This is a genomic window from Symbiobacterium terraclitae (assembly GCF_017874315.1).
In the GTDB taxonomy this organism is placed as follows: Bacteria; Bacillota; Sulfobacillia; order Symbiobacteriales; family Symbiobacteriaceae; genus Symbiobacterium; species Symbiobacterium terraclitae.
The window spans coordinates 40,075-62,851 of record NZ_JAGGLG010000025.1 but is presented as its reverse complement, the minus strand read 5'-3'; the positions used below and the strand labels follow the sequence as shown (position 1 = coordinate 62,851).

At 70.4% G+C, this 22,777-nt stretch carries 19 protein-coding genes; 17 read left to right on the top strand and 2 right to left on the bottom strand.

The features are described from left to right. Positions 1-92: 92 nt before the first annotated feature. Positions 93-719 (bottom strand): hypothetical protein, encoded by a 627-nt coding sequence (locus J2Z79_RS13460; RefSeq protein WP_209467412.1) that lies wholly within the window; start codon positions 717-719, stop codon positions 93-95. Between the two features lie 575 nt (positions 720-1,294). On the opposite strand from J2Z79_RS13460, the gene trpE reads away from it, so the two are divergent. From trpE to trpD, 3 genes are read left to right on the top strand one after another with little or no spacing between them, the layout of a single operon-like run. After that, positions 1,295-2,812 carry an anthranilate synthase component I gene (gene trpE / locus J2Z79_RS13455; RefSeq protein WP_209467411.1) on the top strand — a complete coding sequence of 506 codons (1,518 nt, stop codon included), beginning with the start codon at positions 1,295-1,297 and terminating at the stop codon, positions 2,810-2,812. Further along, positions 2,812-3,393 carry an anthranilate synthase component II gene (locus tag J2Z79_RS13450; protein WP_209467410.1) on the top strand — a complete coding sequence of 194 codons (582 nt, stop codon included), beginning with the start codon at positions 2,812-2,814 and terminating at the stop codon, positions 3,391-3,393. The genes trpE and J2Z79_RS13450 overlap by 1 nt, the downstream gene beginning before the upstream one ends. 30 nt (positions 3,394-3,423) lie before the next feature. Then, on the top strand, positions 3,424-4,449 hold the full coding sequence (gene trpD, locus J2Z79_RS13445) for an anthranilate phosphoribosyltransferase (RefSeq protein ID WP_209467417.1): 1,026 nt from the start codon (positions 3,424-3,426) through the stop codon (positions 4,447-4,449). 136 nt (positions 4,450-4,585) lie between these two features. Here the strand turns inward: trpD and J2Z79_RS13440 are convergent, their stop codons facing one another. Beyond that, positions 4,586-5,386, bottom strand: a complete 801-nt coding sequence (locus J2Z79_RS13440) for a metallophosphoesterase (RefSeq protein WP_209467409.1) — start codon at positions 5,384-5,386, stop codon at positions 4,586-4,588. A gap of 134 nt (positions 5,387-5,520) precedes the next feature. Here J2Z79_RS13440 and trpS point away from each other — a divergent pair, with 134 nt between their 5' ends. The 14 genes from trpS (at position 5,521) to J2Z79_RS13370 (ending at position 22,761) form a co-directional block, all read left to right on the top strand. Next, positions 5,521-6,531 carry a tryptophan--tRNA ligase gene (gene trpS, locus J2Z79_RS13435; protein ID WP_209467408.1) on the top strand — a complete coding sequence of 337 codons (1,011 nt, stop codon included), beginning with the start codon at positions 5,521-5,523 and terminating at the stop codon, positions 6,529-6,531. Beyond that, the gene (trpC, locus tag J2Z79_RS13430; protein ID WP_209467407.1) at positions 6,528-7,454 is read left to right on the top strand and encodes an indole-3-glycerol phosphate synthase TrpC; all 927 of its coding nucleotides are present in this window, start codon (positions 6,528-6,530) and stop codon (positions 7,452-7,454) included. The genes trpS and trpC overlap by 4 nt, the downstream gene beginning before the upstream one ends. A 72-nt stretch (positions 7,455-7,526) precedes the next feature. Further along, the gene (locus J2Z79_RS13425; RefSeq protein ID WP_209467406.1) at positions 7,527-8,195 is read left to right on the top strand and encodes a phosphoribosylanthranilate isomerase; all 669 of its coding nucleotides are present in this window, start codon (positions 7,527-7,529) and stop codon (positions 8,193-8,195) included. Continuing rightward, positions 8,192-9,394, top strand: coding sequence for a tryptophan synthase subunit beta (gene trpB, locus J2Z79_RS13420; RefSeq protein ID WP_209467405.1), 1,203 nt, complete (start codon positions 8,192-8,194; stop codon positions 9,392-9,394). Before J2Z79_RS13425 ends, trpB begins: the two co-directional genes overlap by 4 nt. Next, positions 9,391-10,218, top strand: a complete 828-nt coding sequence (gene trpA, locus J2Z79_RS13415; protein WP_209467404.1) for a tryptophan synthase subunit alpha — start codon at positions 9,391-9,393, stop codon at positions 10,216-10,218. The genes trpB and trpA overlap by 4 nt, the downstream gene beginning before the upstream one ends. Before the next feature lie 400 nt (positions 10,219-10,618). After that, the gene (aroF, locus tag J2Z79_RS13410; RefSeq protein WP_209467403.1) at positions 10,619-11,659 is read left to right on the top strand and encodes a 3-deoxy-7-phosphoheptulonate synthase; all 1,041 of its coding nucleotides are present in this window, start codon (positions 10,619-10,621) and stop codon (positions 11,657-11,659) included. Continuing rightward, positions 11,652-12,773, top strand: coding sequence for a prephenate dehydrogenase (locus tag J2Z79_RS13405; protein WP_209467402.1), 1,122 nt, complete (start codon positions 11,652-11,654; stop codon positions 12,771-12,773). Before aroF ends, J2Z79_RS13405 begins: the two co-directional genes overlap by 8 nt. An 877-nt stretch (positions 12,774-13,650) precedes the next feature. Continuing rightward, a complete protein-coding gene (gene aroA / locus J2Z79_RS13400; RefSeq protein WP_209467401.1) occupies positions 13,651-14,994 on the top strand; it encodes a 3-phosphoshikimate 1-carboxyvinyltransferase in 1,344 nt (447 codons plus the stop codon). 216 nt (positions 14,995-15,210) lie between these two features. After that, complete coding sequence (locus tag J2Z79_RS13395; RefSeq protein ID WP_209467400.1) at positions 15,211-15,558, top strand: hypothetical protein; 348 nt, start codon at positions 15,211-15,213, stop codon at positions 15,556-15,558. Between the two features lie 363 nt (positions 15,559-15,921). After that, on the top strand, positions 15,922-17,883 hold the full coding sequence (locus J2Z79_RS13390; protein WP_209467399.1) for a methyl-accepting chemotaxis protein: 1,962 nt from the start codon (positions 15,922-15,924) through the stop codon (positions 17,881-17,883). A 305-nt stretch (positions 17,884-18,188) separates the two neighbouring features. Further along, positions 18,189-18,854 (top strand): TetR/AcrR family transcriptional regulator, encoded by a 666-nt coding sequence (locus J2Z79_RS13385; protein ID WP_245302744.1) that lies wholly within the window; start codon positions 18,189-18,191, stop codon positions 18,852-18,854. 35 nt (positions 18,855-18,889) lie between these two features. Beyond that, positions 18,890-20,455 (top strand): long-chain-fatty-acid--CoA ligase, encoded by a 1,566-nt coding sequence (locus J2Z79_RS13380; protein ID WP_209467397.1) that lies wholly within the window; start codon positions 18,890-18,892, stop codon positions 20,453-20,455. An 11-nt stretch (positions 20,456-20,466) separates the two neighbouring features. Beyond that, entirely contained in the window at positions 20,467-21,468 is a 1,002-nt protein-coding gene (locus J2Z79_RS13375; RefSeq protein WP_342589492.1) for a 3-oxoacyl-ACP synthase, read from the top strand. Positions 21,469-21,525: 57 nt separating this feature from the next. Further along, positions 21,526-22,761, top strand: a complete 1,236-nt coding sequence (locus J2Z79_RS13370; RefSeq protein ID WP_245302743.1) for a substrate-binding domain-containing protein — start codon at positions 21,526-21,528, stop codon at positions 22,759-22,761. The last annotated feature ends 16 nt before the right edge of the window (positions 22,762-22,777 follow it).

Here is a 22,777-nt window from a genome sequence, read left to right as displayed (position 1 = left end):
TCGACTCGGAGCGCTTGACGAAACGCCGGATGCGTGACCCGCATGTCCGGTGTTGTGAGAGGTCGTAGGGCGACCCTACGGCCTACTCGATTTCAGCATCCGGCTGCGCCGCACCACTGGATCACTTCCCGCACGGCCCCGGCGACCACCAGCAGCACGGCCAGGGCAAGCAGGAGCCGGTGTCCTGCGGAGAGCGGCTCCGGTATGATCCGCTCCGTCCGTCCCGACAGCCAGCCGGCCTGCCGCAGTCGGGCGATGGGGGCGGTCGCAATAGCCGTGATCAGGTACGCCGCGAGCTCCATGAACCCCGACCGCTGAAGCACCAGCGCGACGGAGGGGCTCGGCCGCTCGGGCAGCGGGACGGCGAAGGAGTTGGTGCCGAGGAGCAGCCCGTAGATGACCCACATCGCCAGGACGGCGGTGAGCCCCAGCGGCCACCGCCGTACCTGCACCAGGTTGGCGGCTGCGGCGAAGAGCAGCATCCACAGCAGGTTCCAGGCGATCACGGCCAGGGTGCGGGGCACCGGGGGCAGGTGGTCGATGGGCAGCACGGACGCGCCGCTGCTGCCCCGCAGGGCGCCCTCGGGCAGCCAGAGGTAGCCGGCCCACCACGCGCCCCAGAAGAGCGCCTGGCTGTACACGACGGCCCGCAGCCAGAGGGGGACCGGCGGTCTGCTCGTGTAGGACTGCGCTCGGGCGGATGGATTCGGTGGGTGCATCAAGTGGCCTCCTGGTGCAGATGTTCTGAGTATTCATATATCCGATTCAACGGGTCATCGTCAACTGAGCTTAGTGGGTCGGCGGTACTGGTTCACTGCTCGGCGATGTGCTCTCTAGTGTCAGGTGCGGAATCATCCTTCCCCATGATGTGTTGCTGTCCATGTGAGATTCGCATCCATTTCGGAAAACGGGTGTTGACACGCGCACCGGCCCGTGCTAATCTCTGTGTCAAATCCAATCGTCTCGCAGCGATGACTGGGGAGAGTACCCAGACCGATCCGTCTCAGCGAGCCGGCGGGGGCTGCAAGGCCCCGTGGTGTGAGGTCCGGTACGGAGGAGTCTGGCGAATGGTCCCACGAGCTTGCCGGCCGAACGTGCGCCGAAGGGCGCATCAGTAGGCGGGCCGGTGGCTTCCGCCGTTACCGGGTAGAGGGTATGTTAGTACCTGCGAAAAGTGCGCCTGCAGTCGCAGGCGAATTGGGGTGGCACCGCGTAGGCTGTACACACAGGCCTTCGTCCCTTTTCCGGGGACGAAGGCCGTTTTGCATTGTCAACCCGAGGAGCGTGAGTTGCGATGTACCACCCCAGCCTGGGGACCTACCTGAGCCTGGCCAGGGAATACGACCTGATCCCCGTCCACCGGGAGGTCCTGGCTGACCTCGAGACGCCGATCTCCGTCTTCATGAAGCTCTGCCTGGACGAGGCGGGGGCCTTCCTCTTCGAGTCGGTGGAGGGCGGCGAGAAGGTGGCCCGCTACTCCTTCCTGGGCTGCCGGCCGCTCCTGACGCTGGCCCACAAGGCGGGCGTGAGCCGCCTGCTCAAGGGCGAGGAGGCCGCCGAGTACCGGACGGTGGGCATGGTGACCGACGGGGAGAGGGGTGAGCGGCTGGAGGGCGACCCGCTGGGCCACCTGCGCCAGGTGCTCCGCCGCTTCGCCGTCTACCAGCCCCCGGGGCTGCCCCGGTTCGCCGGCGGTCCGGTCGGGTATCTCGCCTACGACGCCGTACGGGCCTACGAGCGGCTGCCGGAGGGCCCGCCCGACGACCTGGACCTGCCCGAGGCGCTCTTCATGGCGCCGGAGCTGGTGGTGGTCTTCGACCACCTGAAGCACAAGCTGCTCCTCATCGCCAACACCATGCCGGGCGGCGAGCCCGAGGTGGCCTACCGGCGGGCGCAGGCCCTGCTGGACCGGGCGGTGGAGCGGCTGCGGGGTCCGGTGCCGCTCCCGCCGGGCCTCCCCTGGGGCCGGCCCCGCCCCCTGGAGGTGCGGGCCTGCCAGACGCAGGAGGAGTTCGCGGCGGCGGTGGAGCGGGCCAAGGAGTACATCCGGGCCGGCGACGCCTTCCAGGTGGTGCTCTCCCAGCGGTGGGAAACCCGGGTGCGCAGCCGTCCCCTGGACATCTACCGGGCGCTCCGCATGCTCAACCCCAGCCCCTACATGTTCTACCTGGCCTTCGGCGATCTGAAGGTGATCGGCGCCTCGCCGGAGCTGCTGGTGCGGGTGGAGGACGGCGTCGCCACCACCCGGCCGCTGGCCGGCACCCGGCCCCGGGGGGCCACCGAGGAGGAGGACCGGCGGCTGGAGGCGGAGCTCCTGGCCGACGAGAAGGAGCGGGCCGAGCACGTGATGCTGGTGGACCTGGGCCGCAACGATCTGGGAAGGGTCTGCGCCTTCGGCTCGGTGCACGTGCACCAGCTGATGCAGGTGGAGCGGTACTCGCACGTGATGCACATCGTCAGCGACATCCGCGGCGAGGTGGCCGCCGGCCGGGACGCCTGCGACGTGCTGGCCGCCTGCTTCCCCGCCGGGACGCTCAGCGGGGCGCCGAAGGTCCGGGCGATGGAGATCATCGACGAGCTGGAGCCCGTGCGCCGGGGGATCTACGGCGGGGCGGTCGGCTACTTCTCGTGGGGCGGCGCCATGGACACCTGCATCGCCATCCGGACCCTGGTGATGAAGGGCGACCGGGTCTTCATCCAGGCCGGCGCCGGCATCGTGGCCGACTCGGACCCCGCGGCCGAGTACAACGAGTCCCGGAGTAAAGCCCGGGCGCTGATCCGGGCGCTGGAACTGGCAGAGGAGGGGCTCTGATGATCGTGGTGATCGACAACTACGATTCCTTCACCTACAACCTGGTCCAGTACCTGGGCGAGCTGGGGGCGGCCCAGGCGGTCTACCGGAACGATCAGGTCACCGTGGAGCAGATCGCCGCCATGCAGCCGGATGCGGTGGTCATCAGCCCGGGCCCCTGCACCCCCGACGAGGCGGGCATCTCCCTGGAGCTGATCCGCCGGCTGGGACCCACCACCCCGATCCTCGGGGTCTGCCTGGGCCACCAGGCCATCGGCCAGGCCTACGGCGGGCGGGTGCTGCCGGCCCCGGCGCTGATGCACGGCAAGACCAGCCGGATCTACCACAGCGGCACCGGGCTCTTCGCCGGGCTGCCCAACCCGTTCACCGCCGCCCGGTACCACTCGCTCATCGTGGACCGGGCGAGCCTGCCCGCCGACCTCGCGGTGACGGCGGAGACCGAGGACGGGCTCGTGATGGCGGTGCAGCACCGGGTGCATCCGGTCTACGGGGTGCAGTTCCACCCGGAATCGATTCTCACCGAGTGCGGCCGGCAGCTGCTGCAGAACTTCCTCAGGCTGGCGCAGCCGGTCGCCGCATGAGAGGGGAGGGCGGAAGGCATGGAGATGGACATGAAGGCCCTGCTCAGGCAGGTGGCGGAGGGCAAGGACCTGACCGAGGCCCAGGCGGAGGCGGCCATGGCCCTGATGATGTCCGGGGAGGCCACCCCCGCCCAGGTGGCGGCCTTCCTGATGGCCCTCCGGATCAAGGGGGAGACGGTGGCGGAGATCACGGGGGCGGCCCGGGTGATGCGGGAGCGGGCCACGCGGATCTACCACAGCCGGCCGATGGTGGTGGATACCTGCGGCACCGGCGGGGACGGGTCCCATACGTTCAACATCTCCACCACCGCCGCCTTCGTGGTGGCCGGTGCGGGGGTGGCGGTGGCGAAGCACGGCAACCGGGCGGCCACCTCGCTCACGGGGTCGGCCGACGTGCTGGAGGCGCTGGGTGTGAACCTCGACCTGACGCCGGCGCAGGTGGGCCGCTGCATCGACGAGGCGGGCATCGGCTTCCTCTACGCCCCGGCCCTGCACACCAGCATGAAGCACGTGGCGCCGGTGCGGCGGGAGATCGGCCTCCGGAACATCTTCAACCTCCTGGGGCCGCTCACCAACCCGGCGATGGCCCAGGCGCAGCTGATGGGGGTCTACGACCCCAACCTCACCGAGCCGCTGGCCCGGGTGCTGGGCAACCTGGGGGTCCAGCACGCCCTGGTGGTGCACGGCACCGACGGGATGGATGAGATCTCGATCTCGGCCCCGACGGTGATCTCGGAGATGCGGGACGGCTTCGTGCAGACCTACCGGGTGGTGCCGGAGGACGTCGGGCTCAGCCGGGCGCCCCGGGAGTACATCCGGGGCGGTACCAAGGAGGAGAACGCCCGCATCACCGAGGCGGTGCTCTCCGGCGAGCCCGGCCCGCGGCGGGACGTGGTGCTGCTGAACGCCGCCGCTGCCCTCCTGGCCGCCGATCGGGTGCGGACGCTGCGGGAGGGGGTCGAGCTGGCGGCGCAGTCCATCGACTCGGGCGAGGCTCGGCGGGCGCTGGAGCGCCTGCGGGAGCTGACGCACCGGCTCAGGGCGGAGTCGGCGTGAAACGGCCCGGGGGCAGGGGCTCACCGCCCCAGGGCGCGATGGCGCCCTGAACGGCGGCTTCGCCTCCCTGCCCCCGGGGCTTCGCCCGAACCACGTCTCCGCCGCCGCAGCGGGCACTGCCTCCTGAGGCGCTCGGCTACCGCCGCACGAGGCGCAGCAGCGTCACCTCCGGCGGGCAGAAGAGGCGGACGGGGATGTGGGCGGTGCCCACACCGCGGGTGGTGTAGACCTGGCAGTGGGCGGCCCGGTAGAGGCCCGTGTGGTACTTGCTGCCGCCCTCGGGCAGGAAGATCGGCCCGATGACCGGCAGGCAGACCTGGCCGCCGTGGCTGTGGCCGCCGATCACCAGCGCCACGTTGTGCTCGGGGCCGACCAGGTCGTCGGCGTAGTCGGGCTCGTGGCAGAGCAGGATGCGGACGGCGTCAGGCGGGGCGCCGGCCAGGGCGCGGCGCACGTTGGGCCGGCCCAGGCGGGGCTCGTCGACCCCGCCCACCCAGAGGCCCTCGGCTGCCAGGACGCCCCGGTTGTTCAGCAGCGTGACGTTGGTGAGGGCCCGGCGGATCCGGCGGTCGTAGTAGTCCCAGTTGCCCAGCACGGCCAGCGCCCCGCGCACCGGCTCCAGACACCAGTTGGCGTCCGCGACGTGCTCGTGGCCGCCGATGAAGTCGCCCACGGCCACCACCAGGTCCGGCCGCCGGTCGGCAAGCTGTTCCACCACCTGCCGAACCCAGCGTGCAGGGGTTGTCGGGCCCACGTGCAGATCGCTCAGCACCCCGATGGTGTACCCCTCCAGGTGGGGAGGCAGGCCGGAGATCCCGATGGTGCGCTCCTCGAACCGGACCCGCCGGGTCTCGACGAACCGGCTGTAGCCGGTCATCCCCAGTACCAGGCCCAGTCCCCAGAGCGCGGCCCGCACGAGAAAGTGTCGGCGGTTCAACGCACTGCTCCCTCCTCCAGACAGGGCTTACCAGGGAATACTAGCCATTTGACGAAACGAGTAGAACCGGAGTCTCCCGCACGCCGACCGCGTGCGTTCAACCCAAGGGAATGCACAAAGGAGTGGAAGTCCGCATGACCGACAAGCCGATCAAGACCGTCTTCTCCGGCATGCAGCCGACCAGCGGGGTCACCCTGGGCAACTACCTGGGGGCGATGCGCAACTTCGTCAAGCTGCAGCACCAGGCCAAGTGCTTCTTCTGCGTGGTCGACCTGCACGCCCTCACCGTGCCCAAGGACCCCGCCGAGCTGCGCAAGAACACCCTGGACATGGCCCGCATCTACGTGGCGGCGGGGATCGACCCGAACGTGGCCACCATCTTCGCCCAGTCGCACGTCTCCGCCCACGCCGAGATGGGCTGGCTGATGGAGGTCAGCTGCTACTACGGCGAGCTGCAGCGCATGACCCAGTTCAAGGACAAGTCGGCTAAGAACGAGGTGGTCACCACCGGCCTCTTCACCTACCCGGCGCTCATGGCCGCCGACATCCTGCTCTACGACACGACGCACGTGCCCGTGGGCGACGACCAGAAGCAGCACCTGGAGCTGACCCGCGACATCGCCATCCGCCTCAACAACCGGTTCGGCCGGGAGCTCGTGGTGGTGCCCGAGCCCTACATCCCGCCCCGGGAGGCCGGCGGCCGCATCATGTCGCTCCAGGACCCCACCCAGAAGATGTCCAAGTCCGACCCCGACGAGTCCGCCACGATCCACATGCTGGACACGCCGGATGTGATCCGGAAGAAGATCAAGCGGGCCGTGACCGACTCCGAGAGCGAGGTGCGCTACGACCCCGAGAAGAAGCCCGGCGTCTCCAACCTCATGGTCATCCTCTCGCTCTGCACCGGCATGTCGCTGGACGAGATCGCCGGCCGCTACACCGGCTACGGCCAGTTCAAGAAGGACGTCGCCGAGGCGGTGGTAACCACCCTGGAGCCCATCCAGCAGCGGTACAGGGAGCTCTGCGAGCCGGGCGTCATCGAGGAGATCCTCGAGAAGGGCGCCGCCGAGGCCGAGGCGGTCTCGACGCCCGTACTGCGCCGGGTGCAGGACGCCCTGGGGCTCTTGCCCCGGACCCGGCGATGATCCTCGCCGAGATCCTGGCGGCCAAGGAGGCGGAGGTGGCGGCGGCGAGGCGGGTGCGGCCCCTGTCGGAGGTCGCCGCCGCCGCCCGCCACGCCCCGCCCCCCAGGGGTTTCGCGCGGGCGCTGGCCGGGGCACCGACGGGGGCCGGGCCGTCAGCGGCAGCTCGACCCGCTGCGCGGGCCGGGTCGACAGCGAAGGTGCTGCACCCGGCGGGCAGTCAGGCGCCAGCGGGCGCCGCACGCCCGGCGGCTGTCGGGACGGAGGTCAGGGTGATCGCCGAGGTGAAGAAGGCCAGCCCCTCCAGGGGGCTCATCCGGCCCGACTTCGACCCCGTGGCCATCGCCAGGGCGTACGCCGAGGGCGGCGCCGCCTGCCTGTCCGTGCTCACCGATGAGCGCTACTTCCAGGGTTCGCTGGCGTACCTCACGGCGATCCGGCAGTCCGTCGACCTGCCCCTGCTGCGCAAGGAGTTCATCATCGACGAGTACCAGGTCTACGAGGCCCGGGCGGCGGGGGCGGACGCCATCCTCCTGATCGTGGCAGCCTTCCACGGTGAGTGCGCCGCCGGCCGCACGCCCGAGGACCTCTACCGGCTGGCCTCCCTGGCCGCCGAACTGGGCATGGACGTGCTGACGGAGGTTCACACCGCCGATGAGCTGGCCCTGGCGCTGGCCTCCGGCGCCCGGCTCGTCGGCATCAACAACCGGGACCTGCGCACCTTCCACACCACGCTGGAGGTGACCGAGCGGCTGGGTTCGCTGGTGCCGCCGGACCGGCTGCTGGTGAGCGAGTCGGGCATCTGGACGCACGATGACATCCGCCGCGTGGCGGCCGCCGGGGCCAGGGCGGTGCTGGTGGGCGAGTCGCTGATGCGGCAGCCGGACGTGGCCGCCGCCCTGCGGGCGCTCCGGGGTGTGGCGTAGGACGTGGCTGACCTGCGGGCGCTGTGGGGCTTGGCGTAGGGCGGCCGACACGGAGAAAGGAGCGAGTGCCGCATGTGGGTGAAAATCTGCGGCTTGCAGAACATGAAGGACGCCGTGGCCGCCGTGGAGGCCGGGGCGGACGCCCTGGGCTTCGTCTTCGCCCCCAGCCGGCGGCAGGTGACGCCCGAGCGGGCCGAGGCGCTCATCGCCGGGCTGCCGCCCGAGACGGTGACGGTGGGCGTGTTCGTGGACGCCCCGGTGGAGGAGATCCGCCGGGTGGCGGCGCAGGCCGGGCTGAAGGCGGTGCAGCTGCACGGCAGCGAGCCGCCCGAGGCCATCGGCCAGGTGGGCCTGCCGGTGATCAAGGCCTTCCGCATCAAGGGGCCGGACGACCTGGCCCGGCTGCCCGAGTACCGGGAGGCGGCGGGGCTCCTGCTGGACCCCTACGTCGATGGCCAGGCCGGTGGCACCGGCCAGACGCTGGACTGGACCCTGGTCCGCTGGGCTGCTCGGGTCCTACAGCAGGCAGGGGTGACCATGGCCGGCCCGGACGAGCCGCTGACCCCGGGCCGCCCCCGGCTGATCCTGGCCGGGGGGCTGAACCCCGAGAACGTCGCCCATGCCATCGCTCACGCAGCGCCGGGCGGAGTCGACGTCTCCAGCGGCGTCGAGACCGGGGGCAGCAAGGACATCAACAAGATCTACGCCTTCGTGGAGGCGGCAAAGGGGGCTGCGCGATGAGCACCGCACTGCCGGACGCCCGTGGGCACTTCGGCCCCTTCGGCGGGCGCTACGTGCCCGAGACCCTGATGGCCGCCTGCATCGAGCTGGAGGATGCCTACAACCGCTACAAGAACGACCCCGAGTTCCTGGAGGAGCTCGCCTACTACCGCCGGCAGTACATCGGCCGGCCCACACCCCTTTACTATGCGGCCCGGCTGACGGCGTACGCCGGCGGGGCGAAGATCTACCTGAAGCGCGAGGACCTGAACCACACCGGCGCCCACAAGATCAACAACGCCATGGGGCAGGCGCTGCTGGCCCGGCGCATGGGCAAGAAGCGGATCATCGCCGAGACCGGCGCCGGCCAGCACGGCGTGGCCGCCGCCACGGTGGCCGCCCTCTTCGGCCTGGTGTGCGACGTCCACATGGGCGAGGTGGACGTGGCCCGCCAGGAGCTGAACGTCTTCCGCATGCGGCTGCTGGGGGCCCGGGTGATCCCGACGAGGTCGGGCTCCCGCACGCTGAAGGACGCCACCAATGAGGCGATCCGCGACTGGGTCACCAACGTGGAGACCACGCATTACATCATCGGCTCGGCGGTGGGACCGCACCCCTACCCGATGATCGTGCGGGACTTCCAGGCGGTGATCGGCTACGAGACCATGAGCCAGATCCAGGAGGCGGAGGGGCGGCTGCCGGACGCCATCGTCGCCTGCGTCGGCGGCGGCTCCAACGCCATCGGCATCTTCCACCCCTTCGTGCCCTTCCCGGAGGTGCGGCTGGTGGGCACCGAGGCGGGCGGGCTCGGGCTCGAGAGCGGCAGGCACGGCGCCACGATGACCGGCGGCGGCGCAATCGGCGTCTTCCACGGTGCGAAGGCGTACCTGCTGCAGGACGAGTACGGCCAGGTGCTGGAGGCCCACTCGATCTCCGCGGGCCTGGACTACCCGGGCGTGGGGCCGGAGCACTGCTACCTGCGCGACACGGGCCGGGCCGAGTACGTGGCCGTCACCGATCAGCAGGCGCTGGAGGCGATGCAGCTGCTGAGCCGCACCGAGGGGATCATCCCGGCGCTGGAGTCCAGCCACGCCGTCTACCAGGGCGTGAAGCTGGCCGCGGAGATGGCGCCGGACCAGATCGTGGTCATCAGCCTGTCTGGCCGGGGCGATAAGGACATGGCCGAGGTGGCCCGCATCCTGGGAGGTGAGGGGGCATGAGCCGGATCGCCGGGCGCTTTGCGGCGCTGCGCAGCCGGGGCGAGAAGGGGCTGATCGCCTACATCGCCGCCGGCGACCCTTCGCTGGCGACCACCCGCAGGCTGGTGCACGCCCTGGCCGAGGCCGGGGTCGACATGGTGGAGCTGGGCCTGCCCTTCTCCGACCCGCTGGCGGACGGCCCGGTCATCCAGGCGGCGAGCCAGCGGGCGCTGGCGGCCGGCGCCAACACCGACAACGTGCTGGAGCTGGTCGCGGCGCTGCGGGCCGACGGGCTGCAGATTCCGCTCCTGATCATGACATACTACAACCTGGTCCTGCGGCCGGGCGTGGAGACCTTCTGCCGCCGGGCGGCTGCGGCCGGCGTCGACGGGCTGATCCTGCCCGACGTGCCGATGGAGGAGGGGGACGAGATCCGGCCGGCCGCGCAGGAGGCGGGGCTGGACCTGATCCAGTTCGTGGCCCCCACTTCGCCGCCGGACCGCATCCGCCGGGCTGCCGAGCTCGCCCGGGGTTTCCTCTACGCCGTCTCGCTCACGGGCGTGACGGGGATGCGGGCGTCGCTGCCGCCGCAGGTGACGGCCATGGTGCGGGCCGTGAAGGCCGTCACCGACACGCCGGTGGCGGTGGGCTTCGGCGTCTCACGGCCGGAGCACGTACGGCAGGTGACGGAGGTGGCGGATGCGGCCATCGTGGGGTCGGCCTTCGTCCGCCACTGCGGCGAGGGGCTGCCCGAGCACGAGCTGATCAGCCGGGTCCGGATCCTGGCCGAGGAGCTGAAGGCGGCGACGCGGCCGGGCACCGGACTGAGGCTGTCCGCTTTGTGACGTTGTGAACTGCAGGTATTGACGGCACCGAGGTACCGGTGTACAATCGGCTTCAATATCGTAAAGCGATGAGCGGGAGAAGTAGACCCAGTGCCGGAGAGCCACAGAGAGCCAGCGGTTGGTGCAAGCTGGCGCCGAAGGCGGGATCGAATACACCCGTGAGCGCAGGCTGAAAAACCTGCCCGGAGGTTCAACCGGGTCGGTTGAGTAGGTACGCCGGCACGCCCCCGTTACCACGGGCGCAGGGGATGTCAGTCCCCGGGAAAGAGTGGGCCCGCGGCCGCGGGTCAAGCAGGGTGGTACCACGAAAGTCGAGCGATTTCGGCTTCCGTCCCTACACGGGATGGAAGCCGTTTGCTTTGCTCCTGCGAAACCAGAGCGAAGGGCGAGGTGTTGTGCGGTGATCATCGTCATGCGGAAGGGCGCCACACAGGCGCAGGTGAACGAGGTCGTGGAACGGGTTCGAGCGGCGGGATTCGGCGTACACCTCTCCCAGGGGGAAGAGCGGACGATCATCGGGGCCATCGGCGGCGACCGGAGGGTGCTGTCCGACCTGAATCTGGAGGCGGCCCCCGGCGTCGAGCGGGTGACCCCGATCTCGAAGCCGTATAAGCTGGTCTCGCGGGACTTCCATCCCGAGGACACGGTGATCCGCGTGGGCGGAGCGACGGTGGGGGGCAGCGACCTCTGGGTCGTGGCCGGCCCGTGCTCCGTGGAGGGCCGCGAGCTGCTGCTGGAGTCGGCCCGCCTGGTGCGGGACGGCGGCGCCCACGCGCTGCGCGCCGGCGCCTTCAAGCCCCGGTCCAGCCCGTACTCATTCCAGGGCCTGGGCGAGGAGGGGCTCAAGTACCTGGCCGAGGCCCGGGCGCTGACCGGCCTGCCCGTCGTCACCGAGGTCATGGACACCCGGGACGTCGAGCTGGTGGCCGAGTACGCCGACGTGCTGCAGATCGGCACCCGGAACATGCAGAACTTCAGCCTGCTCAAGGAAGTGGGGCGGACCAACAAGCCCGTGCTGCTGAAGCGGGGCATGTCCGCCACGATCGAGGAGTGGCTGATGGCCGCCGAGTACGTGATGAGCGAGGGCAACCACCAGGTGATCCTCTGCGAGCGGGGCGTCCGGACCTTCGAGACCGCCACCCGCAACACGCTGGACCTCTCCGCCGTCGTGGTGGCCAAGTCGCTCACCCACCTGCCGGTGGTGGTGGACCCCAGCCACGGCGTGGGCAAGCGGGCCTTCGTGGGCGCCTTGGCCCGGGCCGCCGTGGCCGCCGGCGCCGACGGCATCCTGGTGGAAGTGCACCAGCGCCCGGACGAGGCCAAGTCTGACGCCGCCCAGACCATCGGCCCGACCGCCTTCCACCAGATGATGCACGAGATCGCGGCGATCGCCCAGGTGCTGGGCCGCCGGCTGCCGACCCCCGTGTCGGCCCATGTGTAGCGGTTTTGGCACCGTCGCCATCTGGGGCGTCGGGCTGATCGGCGGCTCCATCGGCATGGCCCTGCGGCAGCGGGGCCTGGCGGGCGAGGTGATCGGGATCGGCCGGGCGGCGGCTGGTGGGGATGCTGCCCGGGCGCCCGGTGCGGGCGCCCCCTGGGCGACTGGTGCGGGCGCCGCCGGGGCGACTAGTGCGGGCGCCGCCTGGTCGACTGGCGCAGGCGTCGTGGGAGTTGCCGGTTGCGGGCTCGCCGCGGCTGGTGCTGTCGCAGTCGACGCTGCGCGCGCCGGCGCAGCGCAGGCCGGCACTCCGGGTGATGCCGCGGCGGGCATCCCGGAAGCGGTGCGGCTCGGGGCGGTGGACCGCATGGTCGCCGACCCCGCCGCCGCCCTGGCACGGGCCGACCTGGTGATCCTGGCCATGCCGGTCCAGGCGATGATCGACCTGGCGCCCCACGCCGCGCCGCTGCTGCGCCCGGGCACGATCGTCACCGACGTGGCCTCGGTGAAGGCGGCGGTGGTGGCGGCGTGGGAGGCGCACCTGCCTGACGGCGTCGCCTTCGTCGGCGGCCACCCGATGTTCGGCCGCGAGCGCTCCGGCGTCGCCGCGGCCTCCGCCGACCTGATCCCCGGCTGCCGCTGGGTGCTGACGCCGGGCGAGCGGGCGGGGGCGCCGAGGGGCGCGCAACCGGTGCAGACCGCCCTGGAGCGGGTCCGCGACCTGGTCGTGGCGCTGGGCGCCGAGCCCGTCGTGATGACCCCCGAGGAGCACGACCGGCGGGCAGCCGGCGCCTCGCACCTGCCGCAGCTGGTCGCCACCGCGCTGGCCGCGGCTGCGCTGCGGCTGGACGAGGCCCAGCCGGGCACGCTGGCGCTGGCCGCCGGCGGTTTCCGGGACACCACCCGCATCGCCGACAGCCCCGCAGCCCTCTGGCACGAGATCTGGGCCAACAACCGGCCCGCCCTGGAGGAGGCGGTCGCCGCCTTCCGGGGTGCGCTCGCGGACCTGGAGGCGGCGATCGCTGCGGGCGACGCCGAGGCCCTGGCCCGGCTGTTCGACCAGGCCCACGCCGCCCGGCGCCGGGCGATGGGGAGCATGGGCGGCGGCTGTCGGTGATCTGTTTGGCTGATGGGGGCAGGCTGGGCGAAGGGTTGACTGATCGGCAGGGGACTTGCTCATCCAGGGGGTGCGGAGCGCGGCCACCGGTGGCGACAGGCGTCTGGCGGCCCGGAGTGTCAAGAAAAATCCGTGGCCGGTCGACGGGTGTACCGTTTCTTGACACTCGCCGGGTGGGGCAGTCGTCTGTGTAGCCGGCATCGCTGCCGGAGGCCGGGCTGAAGTGCCTGTACCGGAGGTTCCGCAGGGGTTGGCCTGCCGGGAGTGTCAAGAAAAATACGTGGCCGGTCGACGGGCGTGCTTTTTCTTGACACTCGCTGGGTGTGGCAGTCGTCGGTGTTGCCGGAGGGCGGGCTGAAGTCCCTGTACCCGAGGTTCCGCAGGGGTTGGCCTGCCGGGAGTGTCAAGAAAAATCCGTGGCCGGTCGACGGGTGTACTGTTTCTTGACACTCGCTGGGTGTGTCAGTCGTCTGTGTAGCCGGCATCGCTGCCGGAGGGCGGGCTGAAGTGCATGTACCGGAGGTTCCGCAGGGGTGGGCCTGCCGGGAGTGTCAAGAAAAATCCGTGGCCGGTCGACGGGTGTGCTGTTTCTTGACACTCGATGGGTGTGGCAGTCGTCTGTGTAGCCGGCATCGCTGCCGGAGGGCGGGCTGAAGTCCCTGTACCCGAGGTTCCGCAGGGGTTGGCCTGCCAGGAGTGTCAAGAAAAATCCGTGGCCGGTCGACGGGTGTACTGTTTCTTGACACTCGCAGGGTGGGGCAGCCGCCTGCGCACTCGCACACAGTTCCCATGGCAGCTCGGGTTGACCCTGGGACGGACTCGCCATCCCCAGCAGGCCGCACGTATCTTTCCTAGCTCACTCAAGGGGAGCGATCAGATGGACGTTTGCGTCTATCCCGCCACACGCCTGGAGGGCGTGGTGCATCCGCCGTCTTCGAAGAACTACACGACGCGCTATCTCCTCGCCGCCGCCCTGACCGAGGGGGAGTCGCTCATCCGCTTCCCCGCCGAAAGCGAGGACGCCACGGCGCTGAAGCGCTGCCTGACCGACCTCGGCGCGGTGCTGACACCGGAGGGCGAGCACCTGCGGGTCCGGGGGTTCGGGGCCAACCCCCGCAACCCGGGTACCCTGAACCCGGGCAACGCCGGGGCGGTGCTGCGCTTCCTGATGGCCGTCTGCGCCGCCACGCTGGACGACATCACCTTCGTCACCGACTACGTCGAGTCGCTGGGCAAGCGGCCCCAGGGCGACCTGCTGGACGCCCTCAAGCAGCTCGGTGCGGAAGTGGAGAGCCGGGACGGGCGCCTGCCGATCAGGATCCGCAGCGGCGGGCCCAGGACCGCGGCAACCACGGGTGGCGGTCGGCTGGACGGCGGAAGCAGCCGACTGCGCGGCGGCACCGTGCGGGTGAGCGGCGAGGTCTCCAGCCAGTACACGTCGGCGCTGCTCTTCGCCGCGCCGCTGATCGGCGGAGACCTGACCATCGAGGTGACGGGGGACATGAAGTCCCGCCCGCCGATCCGGCAGACGCTGCAGGTGCTGCGTGAGGCGGGGATCCGGGTGGAGGCCTCGGACGACCTGCGCCGCTTCCACATCCCGGGCGGGCAGCGGTACCGGGCCCGGGAGTACACCGTTCCGGGCGACTACCCCGGCGCCGCCGCCCTGATGGCCGCCGCGGCCGTGGTGCCCTCCGACGTGACGATCCCCCGGCTCTTCCACGACGAGCAGGGGGAGCGGCAAGCGGTGGAGGTTCTGGCGGCGATGGGGGCGGACATCGCCCACGACGGGCAGCAGGTGCGCATCCGGGGGGGCAGGCCCCTCCGGGGCGGGCGCTTCGACGGCGATCCCTTCACCGACGCCGTCCTGGCCCTGACCGCTGCCGCCGTCCTCGCCGAGGGGGAGACGGTTTTCTATAATGTAGAAAACCTGCGCTACAAGGAGTGCGACCGGATCTCCGACTACCGGGCGGAGCTGAACAAGCTCGGGGCCCGGGTGGGGGAGGAGCGGGACAAGCTGATCGTAGCCGGCCGGCCCGAGGGGGTGGAGGGCGGCGTGGCCGTGGAGAGCCGCATCGACCACCGGGTGATCATGGGGCTCACCATCGTGTCGCTGCGGGCCCGGGAGCCGGTGGTGATCCGGGATGCGCACCACGTGGCCAAGTCGTATCCGGCGTTCTTCGATGACCTGCGCCGTCTGGGGGCCCGAATCGACGAGATGTAAATGGGCGGCCCGTCCGCGTGGGGGGCCGCCTGTTTCGCGCGTACCAGCGTGGCAGAGGCAGGTGCCAGGTGGGAAGCGGGAGGGCCAGGCGTCGCGGCTCTACACCCCTTTGTGCAACATCGATAACAACAATCTGTATGTTCGCCCTTGCCACCCCTCATGAGCGTCTGTTATCCTATCCATAACCGATCCTTTTGACAAGAGGGGATGGCGGGGATGGAGCGGCGGCTCTGGTGGCGGCTGCGGCTGTACCGGTGGGGGCAGGCGCACGACCGGTGGCTCCGGGTGTTCATGGTGGCGGGCTTCGTGGGACTGGCGGTGACCCTGGCCCTGCGCAGCATGGCTCCGCAGCTCTGGCCGGGGTGGCAGCTGCTGACCATGGGAGGTTCGCTGGTGCTGGCCGGCGCCGGCCACGCGCTGCTGGGGGAGCAGACGACGGTGGCCGCGTACGTACGGGGCGAGAGCGATCAGCTGCCCGGCGTGACCCGGATGGCCAGCGGCCTGTTGGCCTCGTTGGGCGGTGCGCTGATCGCCCTGACCGGGCTGGTGCAGATGGTCGGATAGGTGAAACGAGCAAGGGCCGGAGACCCGTTCGGGCTCTCCGGCCCTTCCTGTCTCCTTCGCCGCCCGTACCGCCCGGACGCGGGCAGCGCGGGGGCTCACCGAACCTGGGGCGCACCCGGAGTCCAAAGGATTAGGTCGTACTCCCGGTTCTGGCATCGGTCTGGCACCCTAATATGGGCACGTCTTAAAGTTGTACGAAATACAGTACAAAGCGTTATCGTGATCGACGGAAATCAGGTGTTGTCGAACCGCTTCGACATGATGTAACCTAGTAGACCAAAGGTATTTATCAACAATCCGCGTACCAGAAAATCGTTTTCTAGCAATCGCCGGACAGACGTGATCCCAGGGGGAGAACTGATTATGAAACGGAACATACCCGTGACTCAGGTTGAGCACGACTATCCGGCTGAGGAGCGACTGATCTCGGAGACCGATCTGCGCGGGATCATCACCGCCGCCAACGCCTCGTTCTGCGCCGTGGCCGGGTACACGCTCGAGGAGCTGGTCGGCAAGCCCCACAACATCGTGCGCCACCCGGACATGCCGCCGGCCGCCTTCAAGGACATGTGGGACACCATCCAGGCCGGAGAGCGGTGGGTCGGGATCGTCAAGAACCGCTGCAAGAACGGCGACCACTACTGGGTGAAGGCCGTCGTCTCGCCGATCAAGGTGGACGGCAAGATCGTGGGCTACCGGTCGGTGCGGCGCAAGCCCTCGCGGGAGGAGATCGCCGCCGCGGAGCAGCTGTACAAGCGCATGAACGCCGGCGAGAAGGGGCTCCTGGACACGCTGGGCAGCCTCAGGCGCCGGGAGAGCCTGGGCGAGCGGCTGGGCGCCGGGGGCCAGCAGCTGATCCTGCTGGGCTGGCCTGCCCTGGTGGCCATCGGGCTGGCCACCGTCGGCACCCTGGGCATGTCGCCTGCGCTGCTCTGGGCGCTCGCCGCCGCGGGCGGCATGGTGGGCTGCGCGCTGGCCCTGCTCGTCTACCGCTGGCAGATCGAGCCCCTCACCGCCTTCGCCGAGGCGATGGCGAAGTTCGAACGGGGCGACCTGAGCGCCCGTATCGACCTGCCCGGCCGCTCCCGCATGGCCGAGATCGCCCGGTCGATCAACCTGGCCCTGGACGGCGTGGAGATCGCCGTCTCCGACATCAGCCAGATGCTGGACGGCCTCAAGCGCGGCGAGTTCGGGCGGCGCATCCACACGACGCTGCCGGGCGAGCTGGGCCGCATCAAGGAGGCGGCCAACCGCACCGCCGAGCAGATCGAGTCCACCGTGGACGCCCTCAACGCCCAGCTGGCCGCGCTGGCCGACGGCGAGCTGGATCTGCAGCAGCACGCGATCGCCGCCGAGGGCAGGTTCCGGGAGGCGCAGGAGACCGCCGCGACGGCCGCAGCGCGGCTGGCCGCGGTGCTGAAGGATGTGATCGAGTCCGTCCAGGCCCTGGCGTCCTTCGACCTCAGCCGCACGGTGCAGGCCCAGGCGAAGGGGCAGCTGGCGGTCCTGGCCGAGCAGTACAACGCCGCCCTGGAGGTGCTGACCAACACGCTGCTCACGCTCCGCGGCCAGGCCAGCCTGGTGGCCAACGCGGCGCAGGAGAACAGCAGGGCCACCGAGCAGATCGCCGAGGGCGCCACGGACCAGATGCTCACGGTGGAGCAGGTGAGCCGCGCGGTGCGGGAGTCCGGCAGCACGATTTCCGCCCTCGCGGCCGACGCCGAGACGGCCAGCGGCAAGTCCAGCGAGACCGTCGCGGTCGTGCAGGCCAGCCGGGCCGCCATGGAGCGCATGGTCTCCATCGTGGAGGCGATCGCCGCCAGCAGCGAGCAGATCAGCAAGTTCACCAACGTGATCGAGGAGATCGCCGCGCAGACCAACCTGCTCTCGCTCAACGCCGCCATCGAGGCCGCCCGGGCCGGCGAGCACGGCAAGGGCTTCGCCGTGGTCGCCTCCGAGGTGGGCCACCTGGCCGCCAGCTCCAGCAAGTCCGCGAAGGAGATCAACGTCCTGGTGAAGCGGGCGGTGGAGGAGGCCCGGCGGGCTGCGGAGAGCGTGGCCGCCGTCAGCACCGAGATGGACCGCATCGAGCAGGCGGCCCGGGAGAGCCACGACCTGCTGGCCCGCATCGCCGCCGCCATCGAGGAGCAGGGCGCGACGATGAGCGAGATCGGCGACCACGCCGACCGCCTGACGGCCATCGCCCAGTCCAACGCCGCAGCCACGGAAGAGCTGGCTGCATCGGCCTCCGAGCTGGCCGGCATCGCCGAGGCGACCTTCGCCGAGGTGGACCGGTTCCGGCTGCGGGAAGGGGCGCGGGCGTAGACCCTGCGCCCGGCGGATCAACCACATCAGGAGAACATGTGCCCCCGCCTCAGTCGAGGCGGGGGTTCGCGCGTTCCGCGCAGCCCCGCGCCGGCCGCGGGTGGAGCCCCTGCCGTCCAATCCTTTTGTGCCGGAAATCACTTGCGCGGAAAACTATCAATAAGGAGGAGATTCGTTGCATACAGACGTATCTGATTAGAGAGATCATGACAGATGAGTCACTTATCATCCCGAATAAAGGCCCGCAGTATCGCCGTTTCATGACTCATGAGTCACGCATCACCAACTCGTCAAGGAGTGATGGCATGCGCAGGACCACCTCTCCCCAGCCGGACGGAACCGAGTTCAGCGGCAAGGTCGAGAAGATGAGCGAACGGGCCGAAGCCACCAGGCGGAAGCTCCTCGAGGCGGCGGAGGAGGTCTTCGCCGAGCTGGGCTTCTTCCGGGCCTCGGTGGCGGAGATCACCCGCAGGGCCAACGTCGCCCAGGGCACCTTCTACATCTACTTCAAGGCCAAGGAGGACATCTTCCGGGCGCTCGTCCGCACCATGAGCCACGATCTGCGCCAGGAGCTGGCCATGGCCGTGGCGTCGATCACCGACCGGGCCGAGGCCGAGCGGGTGGGTCTGGAGACGTTCCTCCACTTCGTCACCCGGCGGCGGAACCTGTACATCATCGTGCGGGAGTGCGAGTTCGTCGACCCGGAGCTGCACCGCTGGTACTACTCCCGCCTGGCCGAGGGCTATATGCGGGGCCTCAGGCAGGCGATGGCCCGCGGGCAGTTCCGCCAGCTGGACGCCGAGGCCGCCGCCTACGCCCTGATGGGCGCCTTCCACATGGTGGGCATGCGCTGGGCGCTCTGGGAGGGGCGGGTGCCCCCCAGGGAGGTGGTGGAGAGCGTGGTGTCGATCGTGCTTCACGGGCTCGTGCCGCGCCCCGGGGAAGGGGATCCCGGACAGCCGGCCGGCTGAGCATAGCGAGACTTGGGGGAAGGAGTGAGCGGGGCTTGTACGAGATCAGCTACTGGGTGCGGGCGCAGGCGTGGATGCGCCCGGAGACCGTGGCCGTCGTGGGGGACGGCATCCGCTGGACCTACCGGACCCTGGAGGAGCGGGTCGCGGCGGCCAGCAGGGCGCTAAGGGGGCCGCTGGGCGTGCGCCAGGGGGACCGCATCGCCGTCCTCAGCGTCAACGGGCCGGAGTACCTGCTGTTGCTGCTGGCCGCCTCCCGCATCGGGGCGTGTCTGGTGCCCCTCAACTGGCGACTCTCGCCGGCGGAGCTGGAGTACCAGCTGCGCGACAGCGAGACGAGTCGCATCTTCTGCAGCGGTGAGTACGTGACCACGGCCGGCGACCTGTCGGCGCGGCTGGGGCTGCCTGAGCCCGTGCGCATCACCGCCGGGGACGGCGGGCTCGACTTCGCGCACCTGGTCGCCCGGGCGGCGGCCGGCGAAGGCGACCATGCGGGCGCCGCGGCCGGCGGGGACGCCGACGACGAGCCGCTCCCCTGGGACACCCCCCTGGTGATCGGCTACACCTCGGGGACCACGGGCAAGCCCAAGGGGGCGGTACTCACCAGCAACAACTTCTTCTGGAACGCGATGAACGACCTGCTCACCATCGACCTGCGGTCGAGCGACGTGACCATCACGCTCCTGCCCATGTTCCACATCGGCGGCCTGGGCCTCTTCCTGCTGCCCACGCTGCTGGCCGGCGGGCGCGTGGTCATCCCGCCGCGCTTCGACCCCGACCAGGCGGTCCGGCTGATCGAGGCGGAGCGGGTGACGGTTGTCTTCGGCGTGCCCACGGTGCACCAGCGGCTGCTGGAGGCCATCGACCGCCTGGCCCCCGACCTCTCCTCGGTGCGGATGTTCTACAGCGGCGGGGCGCCCTGCCCGGTGGACCTGATCCGGGCCTATCACAGCAGGGGCATCCCCTTCGGCCAGGGCTACGGCCTCACGGAGACGGCGCCCACAGTCTTCATGATGGTGGACCCGGCCGACTACCTGCGCAAGGCCGGCTCCATCGGCCGGCCGGCCCCGTTCAGCCGGGTGCGGCTGCTGGACCCCGCCACCGGTAAGCCCGTGGCCCCGGGCGAGGTGGGCGAGATCACCGTGAAGGGGCCCAACGTGTTCGCCGGCTACTGGCGGAACCCCGAGGCCACGGCCCAGGCGGTGCGCGATGGCTGGTTCCGCACCGGCGACCTGGCCCGGGCCGACGAGGAGGGGTTCGTCACCATCGCCGGGCGCCTCAAGGAGATGCTGATCTCCGGCGGCGAGAACGTCTACCCGGTCGAGGTGGAGCAGGTGATCCAGTCGCACCCCGCCGTGGTGGAGGCGGCGGTCTACGGTGTGCCGCATCCCGAGTGGGGCGAGGTGCCGCACGCCGCGGTCGTGCTGGCGCCGGGGGGCTCCGTGACGGAGGAGGAGCTGCGGGCGCACTGCGCACAGCAGCTCGCCAAGTACAAGGTGCCCAAGCGGTTCCACTTCATGGCGGACCTGCCCCGGAACGCCTCCGGAAAGGTGCTGAAGGGCGAACTGGCACGGCTTGATCAGGCGGGGCACACCGCATAGGAGGGGAACCGGTGGAGAAGGTCGGTCTGCGAGCGTTCAACATCTACATGCCCGCGCGGGAGGAGACCGCGGCGGAGATCGCCGCCCGGTCCGGGCTGCCTGAGGCGGTGGTCCGGGAGAAGATGGGCGTCGAGCGCAAGCGCCGCGCGGACCCGGACGAGCACGTCTCCGACATGGCCGTCAAGGCCGCCCGGCCGCTGCTGGCGCAGGTGGCCCCGGAGGAGATCGACGCGGTCATCTACTTCGGCAGCCCGCACAAGGACTACGCCGTCTGGCTGGCGGCGCCCAAGATCCAGTACGAGCTGGGCCTGAGGCAGGCGGTGGCCTTCGAGGTGGCGGCCGTCAGCGTGGGCTGCCCGATCGCCCTGAACGTGGCCCGCTCGCTGCTCCTGGCGAACCCCGGGATGCGCAGCGTCCTGCTGGTGGGGGCCAGCAGGGAGGGGGCGCTCATCGATTACGCCAACGCCCGGTCCCGCTTCATGTTCAACTTCGGCGACGGGGCGGCGGCGGCCATCCTGCAGCGGGGGTACGGGCACAACCTCGTGCTGGAGACGGCGGCCGTCACCGACGGCTCGTTCCACGACTTCGTGAAGGTGCCCGCCGGCGGGTCGAAGCTGCCCGCCAGCGAGGCCACGGTGCGGGAGCGGCTGCACTTCCTGGACGTGACCGACCCGGCCGAGATGAAGCAGCGGCTGGACCCGGTCTCGTTCGAGCGCTTCGTGGGGGTGGCGCGGGAGGCGGTGGTGAAGAGCGGCCACCGGCCGGAGGAGATCCGGTTCGTAGCGATGCTGCACACCAAGCGCTCCCTGTTCGAGCAGGTGATGGCGGCGCTGGGCGTTCCGCCGGAGCGGCATGTCTACCTGGACCAGTACGGCCACATGTCGGCCATCGACCCGCTGGTGGCCCTCCACGAGGCCGTGCAGCGGCGGCTCCTGTCGCCCGGGGACCTGGTGGTCCTGCTCAGCGCCGGCACCGGCTACACCTGGGGGGCCACCGCCCTCCGGTGGGGGTAGCCGCAGCCAGATGGAGACCCAGAACCGGAACCGACAAACACGTGGGGGTGTGAGCGAATGCGTTCCATCCGGTTCCAAGCGGTGATCCTGACCCTGATCCTGGCCCTGCTCACCACGGCCTGCTCATCCGGCGGTGGGTCGCGCTCCGCCGGGGAGGGCGGTGGCGGAGGGGGGAGGGCCGCCGAGCCCATCAAGATCGGCGTGGTCACGTCGGTGACCGGGCCGCTGGCGGGCTACGCGGACCAGGAGATCAAGGGGCTCAAGCTGGGCATCCAGTACGCGACCGGCGGCACCAACGAGGTGCTCGGCCGGCCGATCGAGATCATTATCGAGGACGACACCGGCAGCCCGGACGTCGGCAAGCAGAAGGCCGTGAAGCTGCTGGAGCAGGACAAGGTGCACATCCTCCAGGGCTCGGCCTCGACACCGGTGGCGCTGCAGATCGCCTCGCTGGCGGAGCAGTACGAGGTCCTCTACATGGTTGACCCGGCCGCGGGCGACCAGCTGACCACGACGGACTTCAATAAGTACATCTTCCGCACCGCCGGCATCAACAGCCAGGACGCCCTGGCGGGCGGCAAGGCCGCCATCGAGAAGCCCGGCGACCGGGTGGTGCACCTGGCGCCCGACAATGCCTTCGGCACCTCGGCCCAGGACGCCTGGAACCCGGTCTTCGAGGAGGCCGGCGGCGTGGTGGTCCGGAACATCAACGTGCCGCTGGACGCGAAGGACTTCGCCACCTACCTGCAGCAGGTGCGCGACCTCGACCCCGACGTGCTGATGGTCACCTGGTCGGGCGGCAACGCCCTGAAGCTCTTCCAGCAGATCGGCGAGATGGGGCTCTTTGACCAGATGCGGGTGACCACCAGCATCGGCGACCGGGCCTCGCTGCAGGGCCTGGGCGACGCGGCCGTGGGCCTGCGCGGCGTGGTGCGCTACTTCTACACGCTGCCCAAGACCCCGGTGAACGACTGGCTCGTGGCCGAGCACCAGAAGCTCTACGGCGAGCCGCCGGACCTCTTCACCGCGGGCGGCATGGCGGCCGGCATCGCCATCGTGGAGGGCATCAAGAAGGCCGGCTCCACCGACGCCGGCAAGCTGATCGAGGCGCTGGAGGGCATGAGCTTCGAGGGGCCCAAGGGGACCTACACCTTCCGCAAGGAGGACCACCAGGCCCTGCAGCCCATGTACTACGTGGAGATCGTGAAGGACGGCGAGCACGACTACCCGGTTCCCCGGCTGATCAACGAACTCTCGCCTGAGGAGACGGCTCCGCCGGTGCGGGTGAACTAACGCTGGGAGGGAGATG

Coding starts and splice junctions, on each gene's coding strand:
- J2Z79_RS13460 (WP_209467412.1), bottom strand. CDS start 719: ATGCACCCACCGAATCCATCCGCCCGAGCGCAGTCCTACACGAGCAGA.
- trpE (WP_209467411.1), top strand. CDS start 1,295: ATGTACCACCCCAGCCTGGGGACCTACCTGAGCCTGGCCAGGGAATAC.
- J2Z79_RS13450 (WP_209467410.1), top strand. CDS start 2,812: ATGATCGTGGTGATCGACAACTACGATTCCTTCACCTACAACCTGGTC.
- trpD (WP_209467417.1), top strand. CDS start 3,424: ATGAAGGCCCTGCTCAGGCAGGTGGCGGAGGGCAAGGACCTGACCGAG.
- trpS (WP_209467408.1), top strand. CDS start 5,521: ATGACCGACAAGCCGATCAAGACCGTCTTCTCCGGCATGCAGCCGACC.
- trpC (WP_209467407.1), top strand. CDS start 6,528: ATGATCCTCGCCGAGATCCTGGCGGCCAAGGAGGCGGAGGTGGCGGCG.
- J2Z79_RS13425 (WP_209467406.1), top strand. CDS start 7,527: ATGTGGGTGAAAATCTGCGGCTTGCAGAACATGAAGGACGCCGTGGCC.
- trpB (WP_209467405.1), top strand. CDS start 8,192: ATGAGCACCGCACTGCCGGACGCCCGTGGGCACTTCGGCCCCTTCGGC.
- trpA (WP_209467404.1), top strand. CDS start 9,391: ATGAGCCGGATCGCCGGGCGCTTTGCGGCGCTGCGCAGCCGGGGCGAG.
- J2Z79_RS13405 (WP_209467402.1), top strand. CDS start 11,652: ATGTGTAGCGGTTTTGGCACCGTCGCCATCTGGGGCGTCGGGCTGATC.
- aroA (WP_209467401.1), top strand. CDS start 13,651: ATGGACGTTTGCGTCTATCCCGCCACACGCCTGGAGGGCGTGGTGCAT.
- J2Z79_RS13395 (WP_209467400.1), top strand. CDS start 15,211: ATGGAGCGGCGGCTCTGGTGGCGGCTGCGGCTGTACCGGTGGGGGCAG.
- J2Z79_RS13390 (WP_209467399.1), top strand. CDS start 15,922: ATGAAACGGAACATACCCGTGACTCAGGTTGAGCACGACTATCCGGCT.
- J2Z79_RS13385 (WP_245302744.1), top strand. CDS start 18,189: ATGCGCAGGACCACCTCTCCCCAGCCGGACGGAACCGAGTTCAGCGGC.
- J2Z79_RS13370 (WP_245302743.1), top strand. CDS start 21,526: ATGCGTTCCATCCGGTTCCAAGCGGTGATCCTGACCCTGATCCTGGCC.